The following is a 22018-nucleotide window of genomic DNA, read 5'->3' on the forward strand; positions in this document are numbered from 1 at the left end:
ATGCCGCATAATTATGCCATTATTTTGACAGTAAAATTATACTGTTAGTGTTCGGTTCTATTTTTATTAATGACGTAATTCTTCGGGGATATTCGTGGCAGCAGCTGACAATATTGGCCTTTGCCCTTTACCACGTCGATAGGCTTTTAATTGAAAAACGTAAGCAAGCACTTGCGCTACTGCAACAAACAACCCATCAGGCACTTGTTGATCTAACTCGGTGGTGTAATAAATCGCACGTGCTAATGGTGCCGCGGGAACAATATCAATGTTGTGCTTGTTGGCGATTTCACGAATTTTCAGGGCTAAGTGATCGCCACCTTTGGCAATCACTACTGGCGCGGCATCTAATTTAGGATCATAACGCAATGCCACTGAAAAGTGTTCAGGGTTGGTGATCACAACATCCGCTTGAGGAACATCCGCCATCATCCGTCGCTGTGCCATTTCGCGCTGTAGCATACGAATACGGCCTTTAACTTCTGGCTTACCTTCTGAGTCTTTATATTCATCTTTAATTTCTTGCTTGGTCATTTTTAATTGATCGCTAAAATGCCAAATTTGATACGGCACATCAATCGCCACCACAATCAGCAACGAACAACAGATCAGCAATACAAAATTCAATAGAATATCTAAGGCATGAAAATAATTAGCCGGAAAAGTTTCGATACTGAGCTGAAAAAAATCATTCAAACTTGAATAAATTAAATATCCAGCCACACTCGCCACTAACCCAACCTTGAGTATCGATTTAATTAATTCAACCCAACTTTGACTGCCAAACATGCGTTTAAGGCCGCTCATTGGGTTCATTTTTGATAATTTCGGCATCGCCGCTTCAGAAGAAAAGCGCACGCCACCTAACCCCGTAGCACCAATCAAGGCTGCAGTAAATAAAAACACTAGAATAATAACCAGCGGTAAAAACACCTGCCATATCGCCGTAGAAATTACCGAAAACAGTAGCTGGACATCAAATGCTTCCTCTCGACTAAGAGTAAACATTCGACTCATGACCTTGCCTAATGCCGTCCCTAATCCATCACCAAACCACATTAAACCCACAGCACCCGAAACCAATACGGCTACGGAGGCTAATTCTCTTGAGCGCGGTACTTGACCTTTTTCTCGCGCCTGCTCGCGTTTTCGCGCGGTGGCGTCTTCGGTACGTTCTTGACCGTCAGCATCCGACATTGTGATTCGTCCATGGTGAATTAAGCTGGTGAATGAAGAAGATGAAGATAATAAAAAATAAACAACGCAATAATCCGCTATAAAACGGAAATTAGCGTTAACAATCTAGCCGAGCTAAACGACAAACTTGATCGAGCCCTGTTTGCCAAATAGCCTCATATTGCGGCACGATCCCCAGCACAATAAACCAACTGATCGCAAGCCCGAGTAACAACGCAAATGAAAAACCTAATGAGAAAATATTTAGCTGGGGCGCAGCGCGGGTCATCACACCAAATGACAGGTTAACGGTTAATAATGCAATAACACCAGCTAGCGCCATATCAACCCCAGCTTTAAAAATATGTCCAAACCATCCTGCTAATTGGTGATAGTCAGCGGCAACTAACATGCTGCCGCCTACGGGTAAGGTCGAAAAACTCAGCACCACCACATTGAGCATCGTCAAATGACCATCCGTGGCTAAGAACAATAATATCGCCAGAAACATATAAAACTGCCCCAGCACTGGCGTATTTTGACCATTGGCAGGATCCACCATTGAGGCAAAACCCAAACTGGATTGCATGCCTAATATTTGCCCTAACAATACAAAAGTTTGCGTAATAAACTGCGTAACCAGCCCCATCGCTACCCCAATAATAATTTGTTGAAAGGTAACAATAAATCCTGCCAAAGAGAGCAATTCAATATCGGTCGGCACTTTAGGTAAGATTGGCATTACGGCAAAAGTGATCGCTAACGCAAGGTATAACCGAATTTTAGGTGACACAAAGCGCGCCCCAAAAAAGGTCATTGCCATCATCATTGAAGAAATACGAGTAAACGGCCAAAAATAATTGGCAATCCACTCTAATAACACGCTGGAGGTATAGTGCATAAACAGTGATTACTCACGAAACAAACACGGTAACGTGCTGCTATCAATACAATTAGTACAGCAATTGTGGAATTTGATCGATAATACGAAAAAAATAATCCATCAACATGCGTGTCATCATGTGACCAAAAAACATCAGTGCTAATAACGTCACCACTAAACGCGGTAGGAAACTCAATGTTTGCTCGTTAATCGAGGTTGCCGCTTGAAATACCGCCACCACCAAACCAATTAATAAGCCGGGAATAACGATCGCGCATACCATGATCAATACCATGTACAACGCTTCTTGAAAAATGCCGACAAACGCTTCGGGAGTCATCGTCTATTTATCCTTACTCTTTAAGTAGGCTTTATAAGGTGCCAAAACTGGCGGCTAACGTAGACAGAATTAAATTCCAGCCGTCGACTAAAACAAACAACATCAACTTAAACGGCAATGACACAATCATCGGAGAAAGCATCATCATACCCATAGCCATTAATACCGACGCCACCACTAAATCAATAATTAAGAATGGTAAAAACAGCATAAATCCAATCTGAAACGCCGTCTTAAGTTCAGAAGTAATAAAGGCGGGCACCAACACCGTGATAGGAACAGTTTGTGGATCCGTCGCAGTTGAACCTGAAATATTAACAAAGGTTTCCAGATCTTTAACTCGCGTTTGCTTCAACATAAACTGTCGCATTGGGGCTTCAGCGTTGGTTAATGCTTGCTTGGCGCTGATCTGTTCATTGATATAAGGCTGCACTGCATCGGTATTAATTTTATCGATAACTGGCGACATCACAAAGAAAGTCAAAAACATCGCGATACCAATAATGACCTGATTTGATGGTGTTTGTTGTAAACCCATCGCTTGACGCAAAATTGACATCACCACCACAATACGAGTAAATGACGTCATTAAAATCACCACCGCAGGCAAAAATCCCAACGCGGTCATTAACGCTAATATTTGCAAGGTGATGGAGTAATCTTCACTGCCATCAGGGTTCATGGTGACGGATAATGCAGGAATACCACCATGGCCAGTTCCTGCGATTAAATGTGAAGCACTACTTTCCGCTATCATCGCCGCTTGAGTAATGCTCTCGGTTGCCCAAACGGGGGGTGTTATGATCCAACTGCTGCTCAGCAACAATAATAAAGCGATTTTGAAATACATTGCGGGGCTATTTTTTATCATTGGTGGTTATCAATCGGCTCAGCTGAGATGCAAAATCGTTGGCTGGCACATCTTCCATGATTAAAGGTTGTTCAAGCTTACTCAGCAACGAAATATTATGCTGGGTGATGCCGACTAACAGCTGTTCATCACCCACTTGAATCAGCGCAATTCGCTCTCGTTGCCCAAGTGTTAGCTGCTTTACAATTGTGAGTCGCTGATCACTACTGTGCACACCCACTAAGCGCATTTTTTTTAACACCCACGCCAAAAATAGAATAATAACAATCACCAACACCAATGACGCTAAGGTTGTGGCTAAATTAAGGTCGGGGGCTTGCCCTAAGGTCACTGACTGATCCATCGTTAGCTCTTACCGTAATTTTTTAATGCGTTCGGTTTGGCTAATCACGTCGGTTAAACGAATACCAAATTTATCATTGACCACCACCACTTCACCGTGAGCAATCAAAGTACCATTAACCATCACATCCAATGACTCACCCGCAATTCGATCAAGCTCAACCACGGAGCCTTGGTTAAGTTGCAATAAGTTACGAATGCTAATTTGTGTACGGCCGACTTCCATTGAAATCGTTACCGGAATATCCATGATGGTATCAAGTTTACGACGCTCATCATCAGAGATAGGCGAAGTATCATCAGTTAACTCTTCCAGTGGTGCTGGCTGAACACTGTCTTGTTGTTCGGCAAGGGCTGCCGCCCAATCATCTGCCATTTGTTGATCATTTTGAGGCATTATTATTCCTACTGAGGGGGCAATTAATGAGAGTCATCGGTGTTATTCATTTCTAATAAGGTCGAGCTTAATAATTCACGATCTAAAAAAGCCAAGTCGGTTTTCACCATATTGGGCCGTTTTAATTTATCAGTAATTTTAAGTGCTACGTTATCGCCACTTCGCCCCATTTTGGCACGATAAGTCGGTAAATCTTCCACGAAAATAGTTGCAGTTTCAGGCATTGAGATTGGAATAACATCCCCCGTTTGTAACTCCATCAAATCGCGTAACGAGATATCAATATCCAATAATTTAGCCCGTAAGTTGACAGGCACATCCATGATTTCATCGCGCAGTGCGTGGCTCCAACGGACATCGGTATCCATCTTGTCGCTTTGCACACCTGCATCAAGTAATTCACGGATCGGCTCAACCATTGAATACGGCATCACCACATGAAAATCACCGCCACCGCCATCAATCTCAATATGGAATGAGCTCACAACAATAACTTCTGTCGGGCTGACAATATTCGCCATGGTTGGGTTAACTTCAGAGTCGATATATTCAAACTCAACCGACATCACGGGTGACCATGCTTCACGGTAATCTTCAAACACCAATTTCAGTAGCATTTGCACAATACGCCGCTCAGTCGGGGTAAATTCACGCCCTTCAATTTTGGCGTGAAAACGGCCATCACCACCAAAAAAATTCTCAACCAAAATAAACACTAATCGTGCTTCCATGGTGATCAATGCGGTTCCTTTTAATGGTCTAAAACGCACCATATTTAAACTTGTCGGCACATAAAGCGTATTTTGATACTCACCAAACTTGATCATTTGGACGCCATTGATCGACACTTCAGCGGTTTTACGCAGCATATTAAATAAGCTGATCCGCATATGGCGCGCAAAACGTTCATTAATCAATTCAAGGGTCGGCATTCGTCCACGAACAATCCGATCTTGTGAGGAAAAATCAAAGGCTGTTATACCAGAGCCTTGATCACCATCATTTGCATCATCATCGGGCTCATCAACACCATGCAATAGTGCATCAATTTCATCTTGGGTTAATAAATCACTCACAGCGCACCTATTGCATCACAAAGCCAGTAAATAACACCCGTTCAACCACAGGCATATTGGTCATCTTGTTCATTGTTGCTTGTACTGTTGTCAATGCTTGTTGTCGTAACTGTTCACGTCCTTGTGGTTGGCGTAATTGCTCAACCGTGGCTGCCGCAAAAGTTTGCAACAACACACTTTCAACTAATGGCACATGCTTATTGGCTAATGCTTCATTTTGTTCACCTCGAACCATTAGCTGTACTTTTATTTGCACCACGCGATCACGCTCTTTACCACTAACATTAAAAATAAAAGGTTCAGGTAGCACGATATAATAAGCCGACATTTTCAATGGCGTTTGGGTTGATGAAACCTCAGCCGCTTTAACTTCTGTCGACGCTAAAGACAAAAACCAAACGCCGCCGCCAATCACTGCGATAACTAATAGAATCACCACGCTAATAACGATTTTTTTTCTCTTTCCAGCTTCCATTATTTATCCTGATCGCTATTTACTACGGTCTTTAGTGCTACATGACATTGCTGCATGGTTTCCCTTATTCATTAAATATTCACTATTAACATGATTAAAAACGCTAAGCGTAGTAATCAACTTGATCTTTATTTTCTTTTACATACATGCTGATAGAAGAATCAGGCTGATTACTCTCTGCTATTAATAATCCGTCATCAGCCATCGACCTTGCTGATGATTGCTGTCCCGACTGCGAATGCGCGGAACTATTACTTTGGTGACCCGTAAATTGCTGACTACTGTCTTGTTGTACTGAACTTTGAGCGAGTTGCAGCCCCTGTTGTTGCAGCATTTCTCTTAGCCGTGGCATCGCTTGTTCAACAATATCGCGGGCTTGATGATTGTTTACCGTAAATTGCACCGATGCTTGATCTTGGTTAATACTCAATTTAATCTGAAGTTTGCCTAGTTCAGGTGGATCTAATCGAATATCGACATATTTTAGGTTCTTCGCCATCATCATATTGATCCGTTCATGAACCTCTTCGCCAGCTTGTTCACGCGTAAGGACTAATGGAGATTGAAGGGAATTAGTGATGGTAGGCTGCTCAGGTTTCAGCATTGGTGTTGTTGATGCAGTCGTTGATGTCGACGCTAATCCCACCAATTGTTGAGCCAACGAGTCTTCTTGAGTATTACTATTGATGCTTTGATAACGGCGATGATCATCCGTCGACAAAGAAGCGCCATCAAACACAGCAGGGTTAATTAACATATCGGTGCTGGATGTTGTCGCAGATAAAGATCCGTTAGCAGCTAGCAGTGGCAAATTATTGACACTACCATCAGAAATAAGCTCTGCATCACTATTTGCGCCAGATTTTTGTCCATCGATATTATCTGGCATTATTGTCGTTAATGATGCTGCCGTTGTTGTCACAGCGGCCGCCGTAGCTGGCATAATAAACGCAGCACTTCCATCGGTGGTTTTAATGGCAGTTTGAGCTAGTACCAATTCATCTTGAGTCAGTACAGCATCTGTTGTTGGCATGACGACCGATGGCAAGCTTTTGCCGCTCGCATCAACGCTATTCACTTCTGTTTTATTCGTAGAATTAAGCTGTTGATTAGATTGTGTTAATTGCTGTAAAAACACATTACCAGCCACCATTAACTCTTCAGCGTCATCAATCGCTATCATCACGTCATTAGCACACATTAAAGACTCATCGGTTACTAAATCTGTTGTTGTGTCGACTATTATCGAGTCAACAGGTGCCGTTTCTGTATCAGTATTTGTATCAATAACATCAGGAATGTTGGTTACCGAAGTCTGAATATCGCTACCATTATTCATTATTTCAGTACGAGTAACGGCCACATCATCGGTTGATGCAGATTGACCACCAACCACGGCTAAAGGTGGCGTTTCATCAATCGCTTGCTGATATTGTTCTAAAAACACTCCCTCACTCACCGTTACCATTTCAGATGAAGGACTAGAGACCGAGCCAACCGTTACAGGCTTTGGCGTTTGCGCAGATGACACATTAAATAGATTCATAGTAACTCTTTTAATACGTGTCGCGACAGACGACAAATAAATGAATAACTGTTTGATATAAAGCGTCAAAAAAACGTTTCATTCAAAACTAATGCTCTATCCTAATGCAAAAAGTAAACCAGTTTTTTAGTTCTAGCGTTGTTGACGCCGTGCAAATTGTAACGTTACAAATTCATCCATCATTTTTTGTTCTTGTTTATTCAAAAAAAGCTGTCGTTCACGCTGTTTTTTTTCCAGTAACCATTCAATACCACGTTTTTTTTGCTGCATGGCTTGCCAGTGCTGACGGCATTGCTCAATTTGATTAGCAAAATAGCCCCCCGCCTGTTTTTGCTTCTCTAATGTGGTATCAAGTTGAGTTAAGAATTTTTGTAAATGGCTATATTGGCTTGCACTCAGCCCTTGTTGCCCACGATCAGAAAGTTGACGACAATAATCTAACCGGTACTGTTCAATTTGGGCTAATTGCTGTAAATAATTTTGCTGTTCAAGTTGCGCTTGATTAAGGGCGAGACTGGCTTGATGTTCTTGTTGTTGTGCTTGCTCTATTAATAATTCAAATGTTTTCAATGGCATACTATAACGACCTTGTCTTCGATTACCTGATTGCCGAGTTCCATTAACCGCCTAATGTGGATCGCAACATATTGACGCACATTTCATACGGTACGGCTTCTTTCATTTCTTGCTGTAAATAACTGTCTAATTTCGGTTTAAAACTAAAAGCTTGATCAATCGTTGCATCAGTTCCCGGTTTATAGGCACCAATAGCAACCAAATCTTGATTTTTACGGCAAATAGATAAAATTTGGCGTACGGCTTTAGACATTAGCATGTGTTCATCACTCACAATGGCAGGCATAACACGACTAACGGAACGCTCGACATCAATTGCTGGATAATGCCCCGCATCCGCCATTTCACGCGATAACACAATGTGACCATCGAGGATCGCACGTGAAGCATCCGCAATCGGATCTTGCAGATCATCACCTTCACTTAATACCGTGAAAAAAGCGGTGATCGATCCTTGATTTTCATTACCATTACCCGCCCGTTCCACCAGCGCAGGTAGCTTAGCAAACACCGATGGTGGATAACCTTTGGTTGCCGGCGGTTCACCAACAGACAATGCAATTTCACGTTGCGCCTGAGCAAAGCGGGTTAATGAATCCATCAGCAGCAACACATCAAACCCCTGATCGCGAAAATACTCCGCAATGGTGAGTGAGGTTTGGCAGCCTTTTAAACGCATTAATGGCGAAGCATCGGCAGGCGCCGCTATCACAACGGCTCGCTCTCGGCCTTCTTTACCTAAAATTTCATCAATAAATTCTTTTACTTCTCGACCACGCTCACCAATAAGCCCCACCACCACAATTTGCGCACTGGTACCACGAGTCATCATGCCTAGCGTGACCGATTTACCCACACCAGAACCAGCAAAAAGACCAATTCGCTGTCCTTTTCCGACAGTCAATAAACCATTAATAGCCTTAATACCAACATCCAGTGGCTCTTTAATCGGCTTGCGTGATAAAGGGTTTATAGGTGTCGAGGTAAATGCAGCCCGCTGTTCGGTAATAATAGGCCCTAATCCATCAAGAGGATTACCAATGCCATCAATAACACGCCCTAACAATTCAGGTCCGACGGGAATACCATTATTATGCAAAATAGGGGTGACTTTAGCACCCGGCATTACCCCTAACAGTTGCTCACTTGGCATTAAAAATAGCGTTTCTCCCGCAAAACCAACCACTTCAGCGTCTAACTCCCCGTTAAGGGTTTCCACTTTACAAACACTGCCAACGGGAGCACGGCAGCCAATCGCTTCAAGGGTTAGTCCTACAACACGATCCAACCGACCTGAAGCGACAGGTTTACAAGCGGTATTCGCGGTTTGATAGCGACCTAAACGTTCAGCAAGCGTCATAACGTGGGTTCTTTTAAATTACTGTTGAGCTCATTAAACGTGGTCAGTGAATGCAAAATGCGATCATCAATTAAATAATCAACACTAGAACTGCCACACGCCAACTGTAAATCCCCTCGTTGTAAGCTCGGCTCTGCAATTAATGACCATTGACGTTGTTGCAGATCAGCCTCATCAAAACTGGCATGAATTAACGCAACATCTTCTGGATGTAAATGCATTTTAATTTCTCGCTCAGCTATCGGTAGCGTTGCTACAACTTCGCGAACAGTATTGAGTAAGACTTGAGGATTGGTTTTAACTTCAACGCGAATCAATGCTTTGGTTAAGCCATTCACCAATAACAATAATTGTTGTTCTACTTCACTATCGACTTGAGCAATCGGATCCGCAAATTTATCCATCACCGCCACAAGTAACGCCACTTGTTGATCAATTTGTACTTGGGCTTGTTCAAGCCCTTGTTGTAATCCTTGTGCCACCCCTTCATCATGCCCGGCGGTAACACCTTCAGCATGACCTTGACTAAATCCTTCGCTATGCCCCGCTTGACGACCTTGTTCAACCCCTTCGTCATAAGCGGATTGCTGCATGGCTTCAAGCTCTGCTGCGGTTATCAGTGGCGGTGGTGGTGGCTCTGATTGGGATAATTGCTGTTGTTGTAATTGCTGTTGGTCAAGATAGGATTGATGATCATAATTAAGCGCATTTTCAGATTCATGATCACGGTCATGGCTGTAATCAGGGTATGCCCAACGTTCAAGCTCTTGTGCTTGATGTTCAGGTACGCGCATAAAACCACGACGACGTTCATCATTCATGGCAGAATCCTATCATTAGGCTCACATTGAAACACAATGCCCCTGTTATAAAAATTCATCAGCACCACCATTACCCGTTAGCACTAATTCACCTAAATCAGATAAACGACGCGCAATAGATAAAATTTCTTTCTGTGCCGCTTCAACATCAGCCACACGAATAGGTCCCATGGCTTCTAAATCTTCTTGTAGCATTTCACCCGCACGTTTAGACATGTTGCGATAGAACTTATCGCGTAACATATCATCTGCACCTTTAAGGGCTTTTTGTAATAGATCTTGCGGCACATCTCGCAATAGAATTTGAATGCCACGATCATCAACTTCAATCAGATTATCAAACACAAACATCAAATCTTGAATTTGAGTCGCGGTTTCTTCATCGTTTTCACGAATTTGATCCATCAACAGCCCTTCAACATTATTATCGAGATAGTTCATGATTTCTGCTGCGGCTTTTAAGCCACCAATTTTGGCTGCTTGTGCACCCGCTTGACCCGCAAACTGTTTTTCCATAATGTCGTTTAATTCATGCAGTGCCGCAGGTTGTACTTCTTCCAAATTAGCAATACGCATCATCAAATCTAATCGCACGCGTTCAGGAAATTGCGATAAAATTTCAGCGGATTGTTCAGGCTCTAAATAAGACAACACGATGGTTTGAATCTGTGGGTGCTCATTTAAAATAATGCTGGCAACTTGGCGCGGATCCATCCATTTTAAAGAATCAAGCCCGCGCGAGCCGCTACCCATTAGAATTTGATCAACCAAATTATTGGCTTTATCTTCACCTAATGCTGCCACTAACGCATTACGAACAAAATCTTCGCTGCCCATACCAATGCTGGTGTATTTTTGAATTTCTTCTAAAAATGAACGATGAACACTAGAGACTTTATCTTGATTTAAGTTCTTCATGCTTGCCATCGAGCCGCCGACTCGCTGCACCTGCTTCGGATCAAGGTGGCGAATAATACTCGCGGCATCTTGTTCATTAAGGCTTAATAATAAAATCGCGGCTTTTTCTGTGCCATTAAGGCTTTTAATATCAAATTTATTCTCGATTGGTGCTACATCATTAGTCATCTTCATTCATCCAGCTTTTCACGACTTGTGCGGCAAGATCCGGTTCATTGGCAACCAACGCTCGCACTGCTTTCAATAAATCTTCATCTTTATGTAAATTAGGCAGATCTAAACTACTACTGCTTAACTCAAAACTTTCATTTGGATCTAAGTCACCACCGATTAAGCTGGTGCCATCACTATGACTATTGTGGGTTAAAATCGGTAAGCCATTTTCATCTAACGGCGTGCCATTGGCCGTTTGATTTGGGTATAAAAGCTTATTCATTGCTGGACGCACCAAGACGATGATCACTACAATAATCACTAATGCGGCCGCTAACCAACGAATCCAGCTACTAAAATTAGGATTATCCCAAATGGGTACATCAGCCAATAACAGTTCTTCAGGCAGAGCAAATGGCATCGATAACACTTCTAATAAATCGCCACGCGCCTCTGAAAAACCAATTCCTCCCATTAATAAACGGCGAATCTTAACAATTTCAGCTTCGGATATTGGCACTCGCGTAATCTCACCTGTTTTAGGATCAACTATCGATTTATAATCAATCGCGACTGACACTGTTTGGCGATCAATAACGCCTGTTTGCGCGCGTTTATGGCTTATCGTGGTATCTAACTCATAATTACGGGTTGATTCACGATGCATGCGACCATTGCCGCTGCTTGTACCAGCTTGCATGTCTTTTATATTTTCAGGAATCGCACTACTAACGGGGGGTTGATTGCTCAACGCACCAGGAATACCTGCCACCACTTGACCACCATTGCTATCTTCACGTGTAAATTCACTTCGAGTAGCCGCAGTTGCGGGATCATAACGTTTACGGGTTTCTTCTAAGGCTGAGAAATCCATCGCGATATCAACTTGTGAGGTGTAATTCCCCAGCCCTAAAACAGGCATCAAAATGGCATCAATTTTTTCCCGTAAAGATTGTTCTTGTTTACGCTCTAATTCGTATTCTTTCCGTTTAGCGGTTGAGGATGGATCTTCCGTGCCTGAGCTTAATAAACGCCCGTGTTGGTCGGTCACCGTAACGCGGGTAGGACGTAAACCAGGAACTGCGGTTGCCACCATATCAACAATGGAATCAACTTCTTGCTGCCCTAGTGCTCCACCTGATGCTAAGGTCAGAAAAACCGTCGCGGTGGCATCTTGATTATGACGCACAAACACACTTTGTTTTGGCATCGCCAGCAACACTTGTGCTTTTCTCACTTGGCTAATTTGTTCGATAGCACGGGCTAATTGGCGTTCACGACTTAATTTTAAACGCTCATTTTCGAGCCGTTGTGAAACACCAAATCCCATGTCTTTTAATAAAATATCATCGCCTTCAGCAGTACGACTGTTTAAACCACTGCGGGTTAAATCTAATTTTATGCTGCTGTATTTATCCGTTGGCACTCGAATAGTATTACCATCAAGTTGGTAATCAATTTTCTTTTGATCAAAGTGATCCAAAATAGGAATCAATTCTTCGGTTTCGTAACTCCCCAATGGTCGCATTTCTGGCTCTTTTATCCACACCACGACCATGACGATTAACGCGACACAAATCGCAACCGATAACACTAAGATCACCTGCCGTAACAGATCAAGATTGCCTAAAATACTGTCGGTACGCGAGGCTTTCTTTTCTGCAAGATCGGGATCTTGGGCAGCATCGCGTAATACTGGTGAGGTATTATTATTTGCAACCATAACGGGTTGATTAACAATTTGATCTGGCACTATTTATTTCTCACACATATAACAAATTAGGCGCTATCACACCGACAGATAACGACGATACTTATACTGGCATATTCATTAATTCTTTGTAGGCTTGTACCATTTTATTACGTACTTGCACCGTCGCTTCAAACGCTACACTGGATTTATTACGCGCAATCATCACATCAGATAACGACACACTACGATCACCTTGATCAAATCGCGTCGCCAGATCACTTGATTGGCCTTGAAGCGTATTTACCGACTTAATGGCATCATTTAATAAATGGCCAAAATCAGCACTGACTTGCTGTCCGGTTGCAGGACGAATATTATTTTGAGCATCTAAACGCATTGTCTGCATTTCGGCCGCTAATCCATTAACTTTCATTGCAAAATCTCACTGTGTTTATCGCTATTATAAAAAGGTCTGTTATCTCTAGAACCCATCAATTATGCGGGGAGTTCAATGCCAGCATCACGCATTTTGGCTAATTTATAGCGTAATGTGCGTGGACTAATACCTAGCTTATCTGCCATGTCTTTACGGTTACCTTGGCAAGCAACTAAGGTGTCTAAAATAATGTTAAATTCTTGGCCGCGTAATTCATGACCTAAACTTTCAGCCACTATTGATGATGATGTAGAATCGATTGCCGTGGTTGCAGAGGCTAGAATTTCGCAATCAACCACCGTTGAAGGCATAGCCATTTGTAACCAATCAATCCCTTCAACCACAATATGTTGCTCAGTTATCATAAGGTTATCGTGAATGATTAACGCGCGTTGAATCACGTTATCAAGTTCACGTACATTTCCCGGCCATGTATATTGTAATAATTTGTTGAGTGCACATTGCGCAATGACAGGGATAGCCATCCCTTGTTGACTTGCATGGCGTTGTAAAAATAACTGCGCTAATGGCACAATATCGCCTTTACGCTCCGTTAATGCTGGCCATGTAATAGGAAAAACATTTAAGCGGTAATACAAATCTTCACGAAAAAGACCTTCAGCAACAGACTTTTTCAAGTCACGATTACTGGTTGCAATGATCCGTACGTTCAATTTAATGCTTTTACGTCCACCCAAGCGTTCAACTTCACGTTCTTGTAATACCCGCAATAATTTGGCTTGCAAGTTAACATCCATTTCACTGATTTCATCCAGTAAAATCGTGCCTGCTTGAGCTTGTTCAAACTTGCCCGGACACGCTTGTACCGCGCCTGTAAAAGCCCCTTTTTCATAACCGAAGAGCATTGCTTCTAGCATGTTTTCAGGGATCGCCGCACAGTTAATCGCAACAAAAGGGCCATCACTGCGTAAAGAGTGCTCATGAATATAACGTGATAACACTTCTTTACCCGATCCGCTAGGACCTAAGACCATCACGCTGGCATCTGTTTTGGCTACTTTTTCTGCCATCGCTAACAGATGTAAACTTTTAGGATCCGCCGCTATTGTATTGGTGGGGTTGGATCTGATCGGTGCATAGCGCCCAACCATATTTAACAAAACTTGCGGAGCGAATGGCTTCGCCATGTAATCAATCGCACCCTCTTTCATCGCGACAACTGCATCTTCAATATTGGCGTAGGCGGTCATTAATAGCACTGGCATTTTCGGCCACTGTAATTTAATACTGCGCAATAAAGCTAAGCCGTCCATCCCAGCCATTTGCACATCAGAAACCACAATATCAATCGCCTCAGATTTCAATAACACCAATGCGTGTTCTGCACTTTCTGCTTCTAGCCATTGATAACCCGCTAATGCAAGCGTATCGACTAATGCTTCACGCAAACCTTCGTCATCTTCTACGACTAATACTCGCGTTTGACTCATGCTTCACTCTCCATAGTTAACTCGAACCATTATGCGGCTTAAACTGATGTGACTAACGGTAACTGCAAGGTAAATGTTGCCCCTTGCCCCAATTGTGAATGTAATCTCAAGCTACCGTTATGGGCTGATACCACCATCTGTACCACCGCCAATCCTAATCCAGTCCCTTGTTGGCGAGTGGTAAAAAAAGGCTCTAACACTTTTTGATGATTTTCCGCCGCAATACCAGGGCCGTTATCTGCCACACTGAGTAATAACATTTGATCCTGTTGTTGGCAGCGCACTGCGACTCGACAGCCTTTGCCTGCCATTTGAATCGCATTGGTGATCAAATTCCCTACAGCACTTGCTAACGCGTTTTCATTGCCCATTAAGCGTAATGCTTCATCATCACAATCAATACTAAAATCGACATCATGACTCAGAACTTGGGCTTCTATCATTGCTTCTAAACTGTTGAGTAAACTTTCAATCGTAAATTCACTCACCACTTTATTGTCGCCACCTTTGGCAAATAACAGCATATCGTTAACTTGTTTTTCCAGATCGTATAGTCGATCCACCAGCTTGGTTTGAAAACGATGTCGAGTCGCGGAGGTTAACCCTGATGACGCTAAGTTAGCCGCATACAACAATGCACTGGCTAACGGAGTACGCACTTGATGTGCCAACGATGCCACCATTCGCCCTAACGACGACAAACGCTGCATTTCACTTAAACGTGATTGTAATTGTCGAGTTTCAGTTAAGTCAGTGATCACAATTAACTGCCCAGCCGCTGACGCTGAAATAGCTAATTTCACTTTACGACCACTACGCAGAGAAACTTCATGTCCATCATCATCTTGCGGAGCAAAACTGCGTTGAATAATCTCGCCCCAACGTTGGCCGATTAATGGCTCGCCAAGTAACCGTAATGCTTCTTGGTTGGCTTCACTAATCACACCTTTTTCATCCAATAAAATGACCGCAACAGGCATCACTTGTAATACTTGTTGATAACGCTCAACTTGTTTGTTTAACGCCGATAATGTTATGGATGAGTCACGCATGATTAATCTGCAACGAACAACAATAGCAATGGTTATGCAAATAACATACCACTAATAATTCATATTTATCATGGTGTTAGATTAGTGGCGCGTTAATTTTTAATGTCATTTTTATGACACTAATGACACAATTGTGTTTGTGGGCACTCTTTTTAGCTTATGAGGACATATTTATTATTAAATCCATCGCGGTATCATAGCTAAGCGCTATATTTAGCGGATATTGATTAAGCAATTATCGTTAAAACAACATAAAAAAAACCACCGCCAAATTAATGGCGGTGGCTTTTTTATATTGAAAGAGAGTTAAGGAAAATTAACTGTCTTTCGATAAACCATATTTACGCATTTTTTCAACTAACGTTGTACGACGCATACCCAACATATCAGCAGCACGCGCAACAACACTTGATTGCGCATCTAATGCTTGGCGAATCATTTCAACTTCAAGTTCAGCCAGCATCTCTTTAAGATTTAATCCTTCTGGCGGTAAACCGTTACCTAGTGGCGAACTATCATTTTCTTCAACCGCAAACAGATCGGCTAACGCTTGCTGTTCTTGTTCTTCAATAGACATCATGCCGCTTTCTGGCACAAAATCAGGTAACTGACTATAACGGTATTTTATTGGCAAATGATTAACGTCCACCATTTCACCAGGATAAAGAATCGTTAATCGTTCCACCAAATTCGCTAATTCACGAATATTCCCCGGCCAATCATGCAACATTAATGAGGCAATCGCACGTGGTGTAAAGTGGATCCGTTTCGCGCCTTCTGCTTCCATACGGGTAAGCAGCTCTTGTAATAATAACGGAATATCTTCAATACGATCACGCAACGCAGGCATATCTATTGGGAATACATTTAAGCGGTAATATAAATCTTCTCGGAATAATCTATCCGCGATCATTTTATCAAGATCACGGTGGGTTGCCGCCACAATACGCACGTTAGCTTTAATGGTTTGATTGCCGCCAACACGTTCAAAACTACGTTCTTGCAATACGCGTAATAATTTAACTTGCATCGACATTGGCATATCACCAATCTCGTCTAAAAATAAAGTACCGCCTTCGGCTAATTCAAATCGACCTTTACGGGTTGAAATAGCCCCAGTAAATGCCCCTTTTTCATGGCCAAATAATTCACTTTCAAGTAAATCAGCAGGAATAGCACCACAGTTAACCGGCACAAATGGACCTTTGCCACGCTCAGAATGGTAATGCACGTTACGCGCAACCACTTCCTTTCCTGTGCCTGATTCACCTAAAATCAATACACTGGCGTCACAAGCAGCCACTTGTTCAACTAAACGACGAATATCACTGATCGCTGTACTGCGGCCAACCATGCTTCTAAAGAGCATGTTCTTACGACCAAGGGATGGTACTTGATGAGTGCGTTTACCTAAATATTCTTGGCAATGACGAAAGGCATCGGCGAGTTGGTTGTAATGCAGCGGAAATTTAAGGTCACCAATATAATTGGGTAATTCAGCCAATAATTCATGATGATTAGTTAATGCAACCACTGGAATCTGCGGATACATTCTCAGCATATTAATAATACTACTGAGCCTTTTGGGATTGGTGATTGTTCCCAGCAGGCACACACCCCACTGTTGTTCCCATAATGACACGGTCAAATCTTGTGATGACAGCGCGTTATGATGTTCACCCATAAAGTTGAGGATGACACCTAAATCATGACGTTGCTGTGGATCGTCATCAATAACAAGTGTATTTACTAAACCGTGCATAGATGGATATTGCCTTTATAAGATTACACCCTGACGGTATATTCAATGTAGCGAAGAGAACAACAATCAAGAAGAGAGTAGATACATTGTAATTAATGTGCACCATAAGGCAAGATTTGACGTATAAAAGCTGTGATGCCAATACAAATAACAATGTAATTGATCAGGTTTTATGCCAATTAATGACTAAAAATACTTAAAAAAAACATTATCGGTAATACTGATTAGCATTACCGACAACAAAAATCAGTCAATTAGTTTCAGTAAGATAGTGATATTCCGTTGGAATTTGATCCCAAGCTGACTTTATTTCACGCAGCATACCCATCACATCATCCAAAGGCTGAGTGACATTTTCAGCATTTGCACGGGAAATCTCGCTACCCATAAAATCATAAAGTGCATCAAGGTTTTTAGCGATATCACCGCCATCTTCCATTGATAAACAATCACGCAGGCTTAATACAATATCTAGCGCTTTGGTTAAACGTTCACACTTAACCGCAATATTACCTTGTTCCATTGCTGCCTTACCCTGAATCAGGCGTTCTATCGCCCCAGCGTATAACATTTGAATGATACGGTGCGGTGAGGCGCTGGCGAGTTGTGCATTCACTGAAACTTGCTTATATGCCTGAAGAGAACCACGCATGTTGTTATCCTTTATTTAATAGCGACACATTATCAATAAACATCAGGTTTAGAGATTATTGTCCGTGTTGTTGAATATTGCTGTAGAGCGATAATGATTTTTGGCTTTTTTTCGAACGCACTAACTGCGCGCCAATACGATCTTTATGTTGTTGTAATAACGCTTTCATCACTTGAGTACGCGCCACCACATCATCAAACACTGCCCGTGATAGATCTGCTTGTTTAAGCACAATTTCCACTTGCTGATGACGCAATGCGACTAAGTTTTCAAGCTGCTGCGGAAAATCATCAGGGTAATCTTCTGCGAGTAATAATTGTTCAATTTGGTGTTCTAATTGGGTTAATTGCTGCATGTGTTATCCATTTTAAAAGACCATCAAGCTCATCATAGTATTGAGCTGATTATTCATTTTTCCTATCGCTGCATCCATCGCAGTAAATTGCTGATAAGTACGTTCTTCATAAGCTTTCATGCGCTCATTGAGTGACGTCATATCATCTTCAAGCCGAGTTTGTTGTTCTTTAATGGTTTTTTCTTTATTGGTTAACACACCATCCGTTGAACTGGTAAATGATTTAAAAATACCTTCTGCTTGATCAAGAAAACCATCTTCTTCAGTGTGAAAAAACGCATTAAAGGCTTTAAAATTATCTTTTAATGCTTCGTCGAACTTTTTGTCATCAATTTCAACTTTGCCATAACGATCGGTGGTAATTCCAAGATCACTCAAGCTATAGCTTTGACCATCAACCTCAATGGTTTTATTCATCAAATTTCGCATTTGACTACTGATCGAACGGGTTAAACTGTCACCATTTAGCGGGCCACTGGTTTTCTTTTCTACATCGTATTTACTGAGATTATTGGCGGTATCAATCAAACCATTATAGGCTTCAATAAAACTCTCAAGTGACGATTTTGCATCTTTGGTATTATCCGTAATATCAATCGTAACGTGCTTAACATCATCGGTATCTGTTAGCTTTTTCAGATCAAGCGTTACGCCTTCAATCGCATTTTCAATCTTATTACTACCACTACTAATGACAGTATGATTATCAATCCGTATTTGAGCATCTTCACCTGCCTGCATTTGTACCATTTCAGCATTAGCGGTTGGATTAGCAGGATCAAAACTTAATTTAGCTAACTCCCCTGTCATCTTAGAAGCATCAATCGATATTTGTTGATCTTTTCCTGTTTCTGAACTTGAGAAAACGATCTTCGCGCCCTTATCATCATTGATAACGGTTGCGGTCACACCGGGGTTATCTTTGGCATTATTAATCGCATTAACGATATCTTTAAGGCTGCTTTTTTCTTTATTGATATCCAGTGATAGCGTTTTTCCATCAATGGTAATATCTAATGTTCCCGATCCAAGTTCCGCTTTAGGATCAGAATCAAATGAATTATTTGACATCACTTTATGGGATTTAGCTAACGCAAGTACTTCAATGTTATAGCTACCATTTTGTGCATCAGCAGAGGCTTCAACACCAACAAAACCACTTTCAGATGAGGTTGCCGATTGACCAGCAAAGACTTTATCTTCGGCAAATTTTTTAACCATTTCCTCTAAACCAGAAACCGCAGATTTAATTTGCCCATAGCCACTCAGTTGAACTTCTAGCTTTTGCTGCTGTTCTTTGATCCGCTGTTCTTTCGGGGCACGTTCTGCTGCTACTAATTGTTGTGTCATTCCAGCAACATCTAATCCAGACGCTAAACCACCTGCACTTAATCCCATAATTTGCCTCTTTAACTACACAGTACGGCTTAAAGAACTCAAGCTATGCTTGGCTAAATTTTTGTTTAAGTCTAGCAATTCTTGTGCCGGAACTTGGCGAATAATATCACCGGTTTCTTTATCAACAATAGTGGCTATTTGTTTGCCACTGTCATCGTCAATATGAAACCGTAAGATGCGATTAACCTGTTGTAATACTTGTTCAATCTGCTTAATTCGCTCTTGCTCTTCGTGATTATCAAGATTGAATGAATTAAGCAGATTGTCATCATTATTAGTCGTTTCGGTTTTATTGACAGTTTGCTGTAATGGCAAGTTATTATCGAGAGCCTCTGACAGTTGAATCTTATCAACAGGAGATTGAACATCATGAGGATGATATAGAGATAAGGGCGGTAGAGGATTGATCGCCATAGCCAGTTCCTTGAACATATTTGTTAGCGATTAAAATACAACAATGCCCTGCTTGATATACCAAGCAAGGCACGACAATATTGCGGATTAACCTAGTAGACTAAGCGCAGATTGTGGAATTTGTTTTGCTTGTGCAAGAATCGAAGTACTTGCCTGTTGCAAGATTTGATTCTTAGTCATGTTGGTAGTTTCTGATGCGAAATCGACATCTTTAATACGACTGTTTGATGCTGTTACGTTTTCGTTTATGTTAGCAAGGTTACTCAACGTATGGTTAAAGCGGTTTTGCACCGCACCTAAATCTGCACGTTGTGAGTCAATACCTGCGATTGCGGCATCGATAACATCAAGGGCTCCTTGAGCTCCACTTTGACTGGTAATATCAAGATCTTTAACTGTACTTAACTTAGAGTTACCAGCTGCAGTCGTAATATCAGTAGCTGTACCACCAATAGTAAACTTATCACTAGAATCAAATTCTAATTCAGAGTTAACAACAACCCCTTTATCATCTACGGCAGCTGCAGTTCCAGCTAAACCTGTTACTGAATCAATTGTAGCCATAGTCAAAGTAGGTTTACCCGCAGCCGCAGGACCTACAGCTTTAATTCCGGCAACATCATCAGCTTGAATTTGTAATTTACCCGTTGATTTATCAAAAGTGGCATTAAAACCATCTTTATTAATATCACTGGCTAACTCTTCCATGTTGCCATTGTAAGTACTTAAATCATAACTTGTTGTTCCAATATCTAACTTTCCGGTATCTGCTGCTGTCAAATTATCCAATTCAACGTGAGCTGAAGCCTTAACATCAACACCTGTCCCTAAATTATTTAATGTTTCAGCTGCTGCTTTTGCATCCATACCTTTAACTGTTGTTACTTTTGATGATCCATTTGGACCACTTAAAGTTATATCCTCAGATGTACCAGTACCAAAAGCAAGGCCTGCTGCCGCTGCTGCACCAAACACAGTACCTTTACCACTTTTTTGATGTTGACCAATATCACCGGCAGAAACACTTGAAAGTGATACTCCAATAGTTTCATTTGCATTAGAACCAACTTGGAATTGTTTTGTTCCAAAAGACCCATCTAATAATTGCTGCCCACCAAAAGTCGTTGTTTCAGAAATACGCGTCATTTCTGTTTGTAATGCACTAACCTCTTTCTGAAGAGCTTCACGATCTTCTGTTGAATTAGAACCATTAGCTGCTTGTAATGATAGATCACGCATGCGCTGTAACATATTAGTCGTTTCTGACATTGCACCTTCAGCAGTTTGTGCCATTGAGATACCATCATTGGCATTACGCATTGCTACGTTTAAGCCGTTAGTTTGGCTAGTTAAACGGTTTGAAATTTGCAGACCAGCAGCATCGTCTTTGGCAGAGTTAATGCGCAAGCCAGATGATAGTTTTTCCATGCTACTTGCGACGCCATTGCTTGCACCATTTAGGTAACGCTGGGCGGTCATTGCAGAAACGTTAGTATTAACTGTAACAGCCATAGTTGTTGCTCCTTAATTTGATACCCAGCAATCCCGGGCGAAGACAGTTTTATCTGTTGTGCTAAAGTTAACGGCACCTTTTGGCGAAGCTTTAGGATTATTTTTAGGTTTTTGTAGGCGAGGTTAACGCACACCCCACCCCCGTCATTCCCTACAGTGAGGTTACGAACGCGATAGGGAATCTACTGTTAACGCGTTGTAGAATGAATGTGTTGCGGTATCTGTTATAGGTTTTCACTGGCGTCTTTAAGGCTCAAGCTCGCGTTGAGTAGATCACGGATAGCCCTCGCCCCTCGGCTTCCGAGATGACGAATAATGGGCTAAGTAAGTACCAAGCCCCTCCCCCGTCATTCCCTACA

Annotated in this window: 23 protein-coding genes; all 23 read right to left on the minus strand. The window is 41.9% G+C overall.

The features are described from left to right. Positions 1-66 precede the first annotated feature (66 nt). A complete protein-coding gene (flhB, locus tag C9J51_RS05195; protein ID WP_045039249.1) occupies positions 67-1197 on the minus strand; it encodes a flagellar biosynthesis protein FlhB in 1131 nt (376 codons plus the stop codon). Positions 1198-1294: 97 nt separating this feature from the next. Further along, positions 1295-2077 carry a flagellar biosynthetic protein FliR gene (gene fliR / locus C9J51_RS05200; RefSeq protein ID WP_045036576.1) on the minus strand — a complete coding sequence of 261 codons (783 nt, stop codon included), beginning with the start codon at positions 2075-2077 and terminating at the stop codon, positions 1295-1297. 52 nt (positions 2078-2129) lie between these two features. After that, a complete protein-coding gene (gene fliQ / locus C9J51_RS05205; RefSeq protein WP_036795654.1) occupies positions 2130-2399 on the minus strand; it encodes a flagellar biosynthesis protein FliQ in 270 nt (89 codons plus the stop codon). A gap of 31 nt (positions 2400-2430) precedes the next feature. Further along, positions 2431-3270, minus strand: coding sequence for a flagellar type III secretion system pore protein FliP (gene fliP / locus C9J51_RS05210; RefSeq protein ID WP_045039248.1), 840 nt, complete (start codon positions 3268-3270; stop codon positions 2431-2433). Next, a complete protein-coding gene (gene fliO / locus C9J51_RS05215) occupies positions 3257-3613 on the minus strand; it encodes a flagellar biosynthetic protein FliO (RefSeq protein WP_045039247.1) in 357 nt (118 codons plus the stop codon). Before fliO ends, fliP begins: the two co-directional genes overlap by 14 nt. Before the next feature lie 9 nt (positions 3614-3622). Next, positions 3623-4012: a flagellar motor switch protein FliN gene (fliN, locus tag C9J51_RS05220; protein WP_045036579.1), complete on the minus strand. Its 390-nt coding sequence runs from the start codon at positions 4010-4012 to the stop codon at positions 3623-3625. 20 nt (positions 4013-4032) lie between these two features. Next, complete coding sequence (gene fliM / locus C9J51_RS05225) at positions 4033-5085, minus strand: flagellar motor switch protein FliM (RefSeq protein ID WP_045039246.1); 1053 nt, start codon at positions 5083-5085, stop codon at positions 4033-4035. Between the two features lie 7 nt (positions 5086-5092). After that, entirely contained in the window at positions 5093-5560 is a 468-nt protein-coding gene (fliL, locus tag C9J51_RS05230; RefSeq protein WP_045036581.1) for a flagellar basal body-associated protein FliL, read from the minus strand. A 103-nt stretch (positions 5561-5663) separates the two neighbouring features. Then, positions 5664-7106: a flagellar hook-length control protein FliK gene (locus C9J51_RS05235; RefSeq protein ID WP_052667748.1), complete on the minus strand. Its 1443-nt coding sequence runs from the start codon at positions 7104-7106 to the stop codon at positions 5664-5666. 132 nt (positions 7107-7238) lie between these two features. Further along, positions 7239-7682, minus strand: coding sequence for a flagellar export protein FliJ (fliJ, locus tag C9J51_RS05240; protein WP_045039245.1), 444 nt, complete (start codon positions 7680-7682; stop codon positions 7239-7241). A gap of 43 nt (positions 7683-7725) precedes the next feature. After that, positions 7726-9042: a flagellar protein export ATPase FliI gene (gene fliI, locus C9J51_RS05245; protein ID WP_045039244.1), complete on the minus strand. Its 1317-nt coding sequence runs from the start codon at positions 9040-9042 to the stop codon at positions 7726-7728. Continuing rightward, positions 9039-9863 carry a flagellar assembly protein FliH gene (fliH, locus tag C9J51_RS05250; RefSeq protein ID WP_045039243.1) on the minus strand — a complete coding sequence of 275 codons (825 nt, stop codon included), beginning with the start codon at positions 9861-9863 and terminating at the stop codon, positions 9039-9041. The genes fliI and fliH overlap by 4 nt, the downstream gene beginning before the upstream one ends. A gap of 45 nt (positions 9864-9908) precedes the next feature. Continuing rightward, entirely contained in the window at positions 9909-10949 is a 1041-nt protein-coding gene (gene fliG, locus C9J51_RS05255) for a flagellar motor switch protein FliG (protein ID WP_107274889.1), read from the minus strand. Then, positions 10942-12657 carry a flagellar basal-body MS-ring/collar protein FliF gene (gene fliF, locus C9J51_RS05260; RefSeq protein ID WP_045039315.1) on the minus strand — a complete coding sequence of 572 codons (1716 nt, stop codon included), beginning with the start codon at positions 12655-12657 and terminating at the stop codon, positions 10942-10944. Before fliF ends, fliG begins: the two co-directional genes overlap by 8 nt. A 91-nt stretch (positions 12658-12748) precedes the next feature. Further along, positions 12749-13060 carry a flagellar hook-basal body complex protein FliE gene (fliE, locus tag C9J51_RS05265; RefSeq protein WP_045039242.1) on the minus strand — a complete coding sequence of 104 codons (312 nt, stop codon included), beginning with the start codon at positions 13058-13060 and terminating at the stop codon, positions 12749-12751. Between the two features lie 62 nt (positions 13061-13122). Continuing rightward, positions 13123-14514 (minus strand): sigma-54-dependent transcriptional regulator, encoded by a 1392-nt coding sequence (locus C9J51_RS05270; RefSeq protein ID WP_045039241.1) that lies wholly within the window; start codon positions 14512-14514, stop codon positions 13123-13125. A 38-nt stretch (positions 14515-14552) separates the two neighbouring features. Beyond that, a complete protein-coding gene (locus C9J51_RS05275) occupies positions 14553-15566 on the minus strand; it encodes a sensor histidine kinase (RefSeq protein ID WP_045039240.1) in 1014 nt (337 codons plus the stop codon). A gap of 316 nt (positions 15567-15882) precedes the next feature. Continuing rightward, positions 15883-17328, minus strand: a complete 1446-nt coding sequence (locus C9J51_RS05280; RefSeq protein WP_045039239.1) for a sigma-54 dependent transcriptional regulator — start codon at positions 17326-17328, stop codon at positions 15883-15885. A 250-nt stretch (positions 17329-17578) separates the two neighbouring features. Further along, positions 17579-17980, minus strand: coding sequence for a flagellar export chaperone FliS (gene fliS / locus C9J51_RS05285; protein WP_045039238.1), 402 nt, complete (start codon positions 17978-17980; stop codon positions 17579-17581). A gap of 55 nt (positions 17981-18035) precedes the next feature. Beyond that, positions 18036-18335, minus strand: a complete 300-nt coding sequence (locus tag C9J51_RS05290) for a hypothetical protein (RefSeq protein ID WP_045039237.1) — start codon at positions 18333-18335, stop codon at positions 18036-18038. 12 nt (positions 18336-18347) lie between these two features. Continuing rightward, entirely contained in the window at positions 18348-19733 is a 1386-nt protein-coding gene (gene fliD / locus C9J51_RS05295) for a flagellar filament capping protein FliD (protein ID WP_045039236.1), read from the minus strand. Positions 19734-19748: 15 nt separating this feature from the next. Then, on the minus strand, positions 19749-20147 hold the full coding sequence (locus tag C9J51_RS05300) for a flagellar protein FlaG (RefSeq protein WP_045039235.1): 399 nt from the start codon (positions 20145-20147) through the stop codon (positions 19749-19751). A gap of 87 nt (positions 20148-20234) precedes the next feature. Next, the gene (locus tag C9J51_RS05305) at positions 20235-21659 is read right to left on the minus strand and encodes a flagellin (RefSeq protein ID WP_045039234.1); all 1425 of its coding nucleotides are present in this window, start codon (positions 21657-21659) and stop codon (positions 20235-20237) included. Positions 21660-22018 lie beyond the last annotated feature (359 nt).

This window comes from Photobacterium iliopiscarium (assembly GCF_003026395.1).
Taxonomy (GTDB): domain Bacteria; phylum Pseudomonadota; class Gammaproteobacteria; order Enterobacterales; family Vibrionaceae; genus Photobacterium; species Photobacterium iliopiscarium.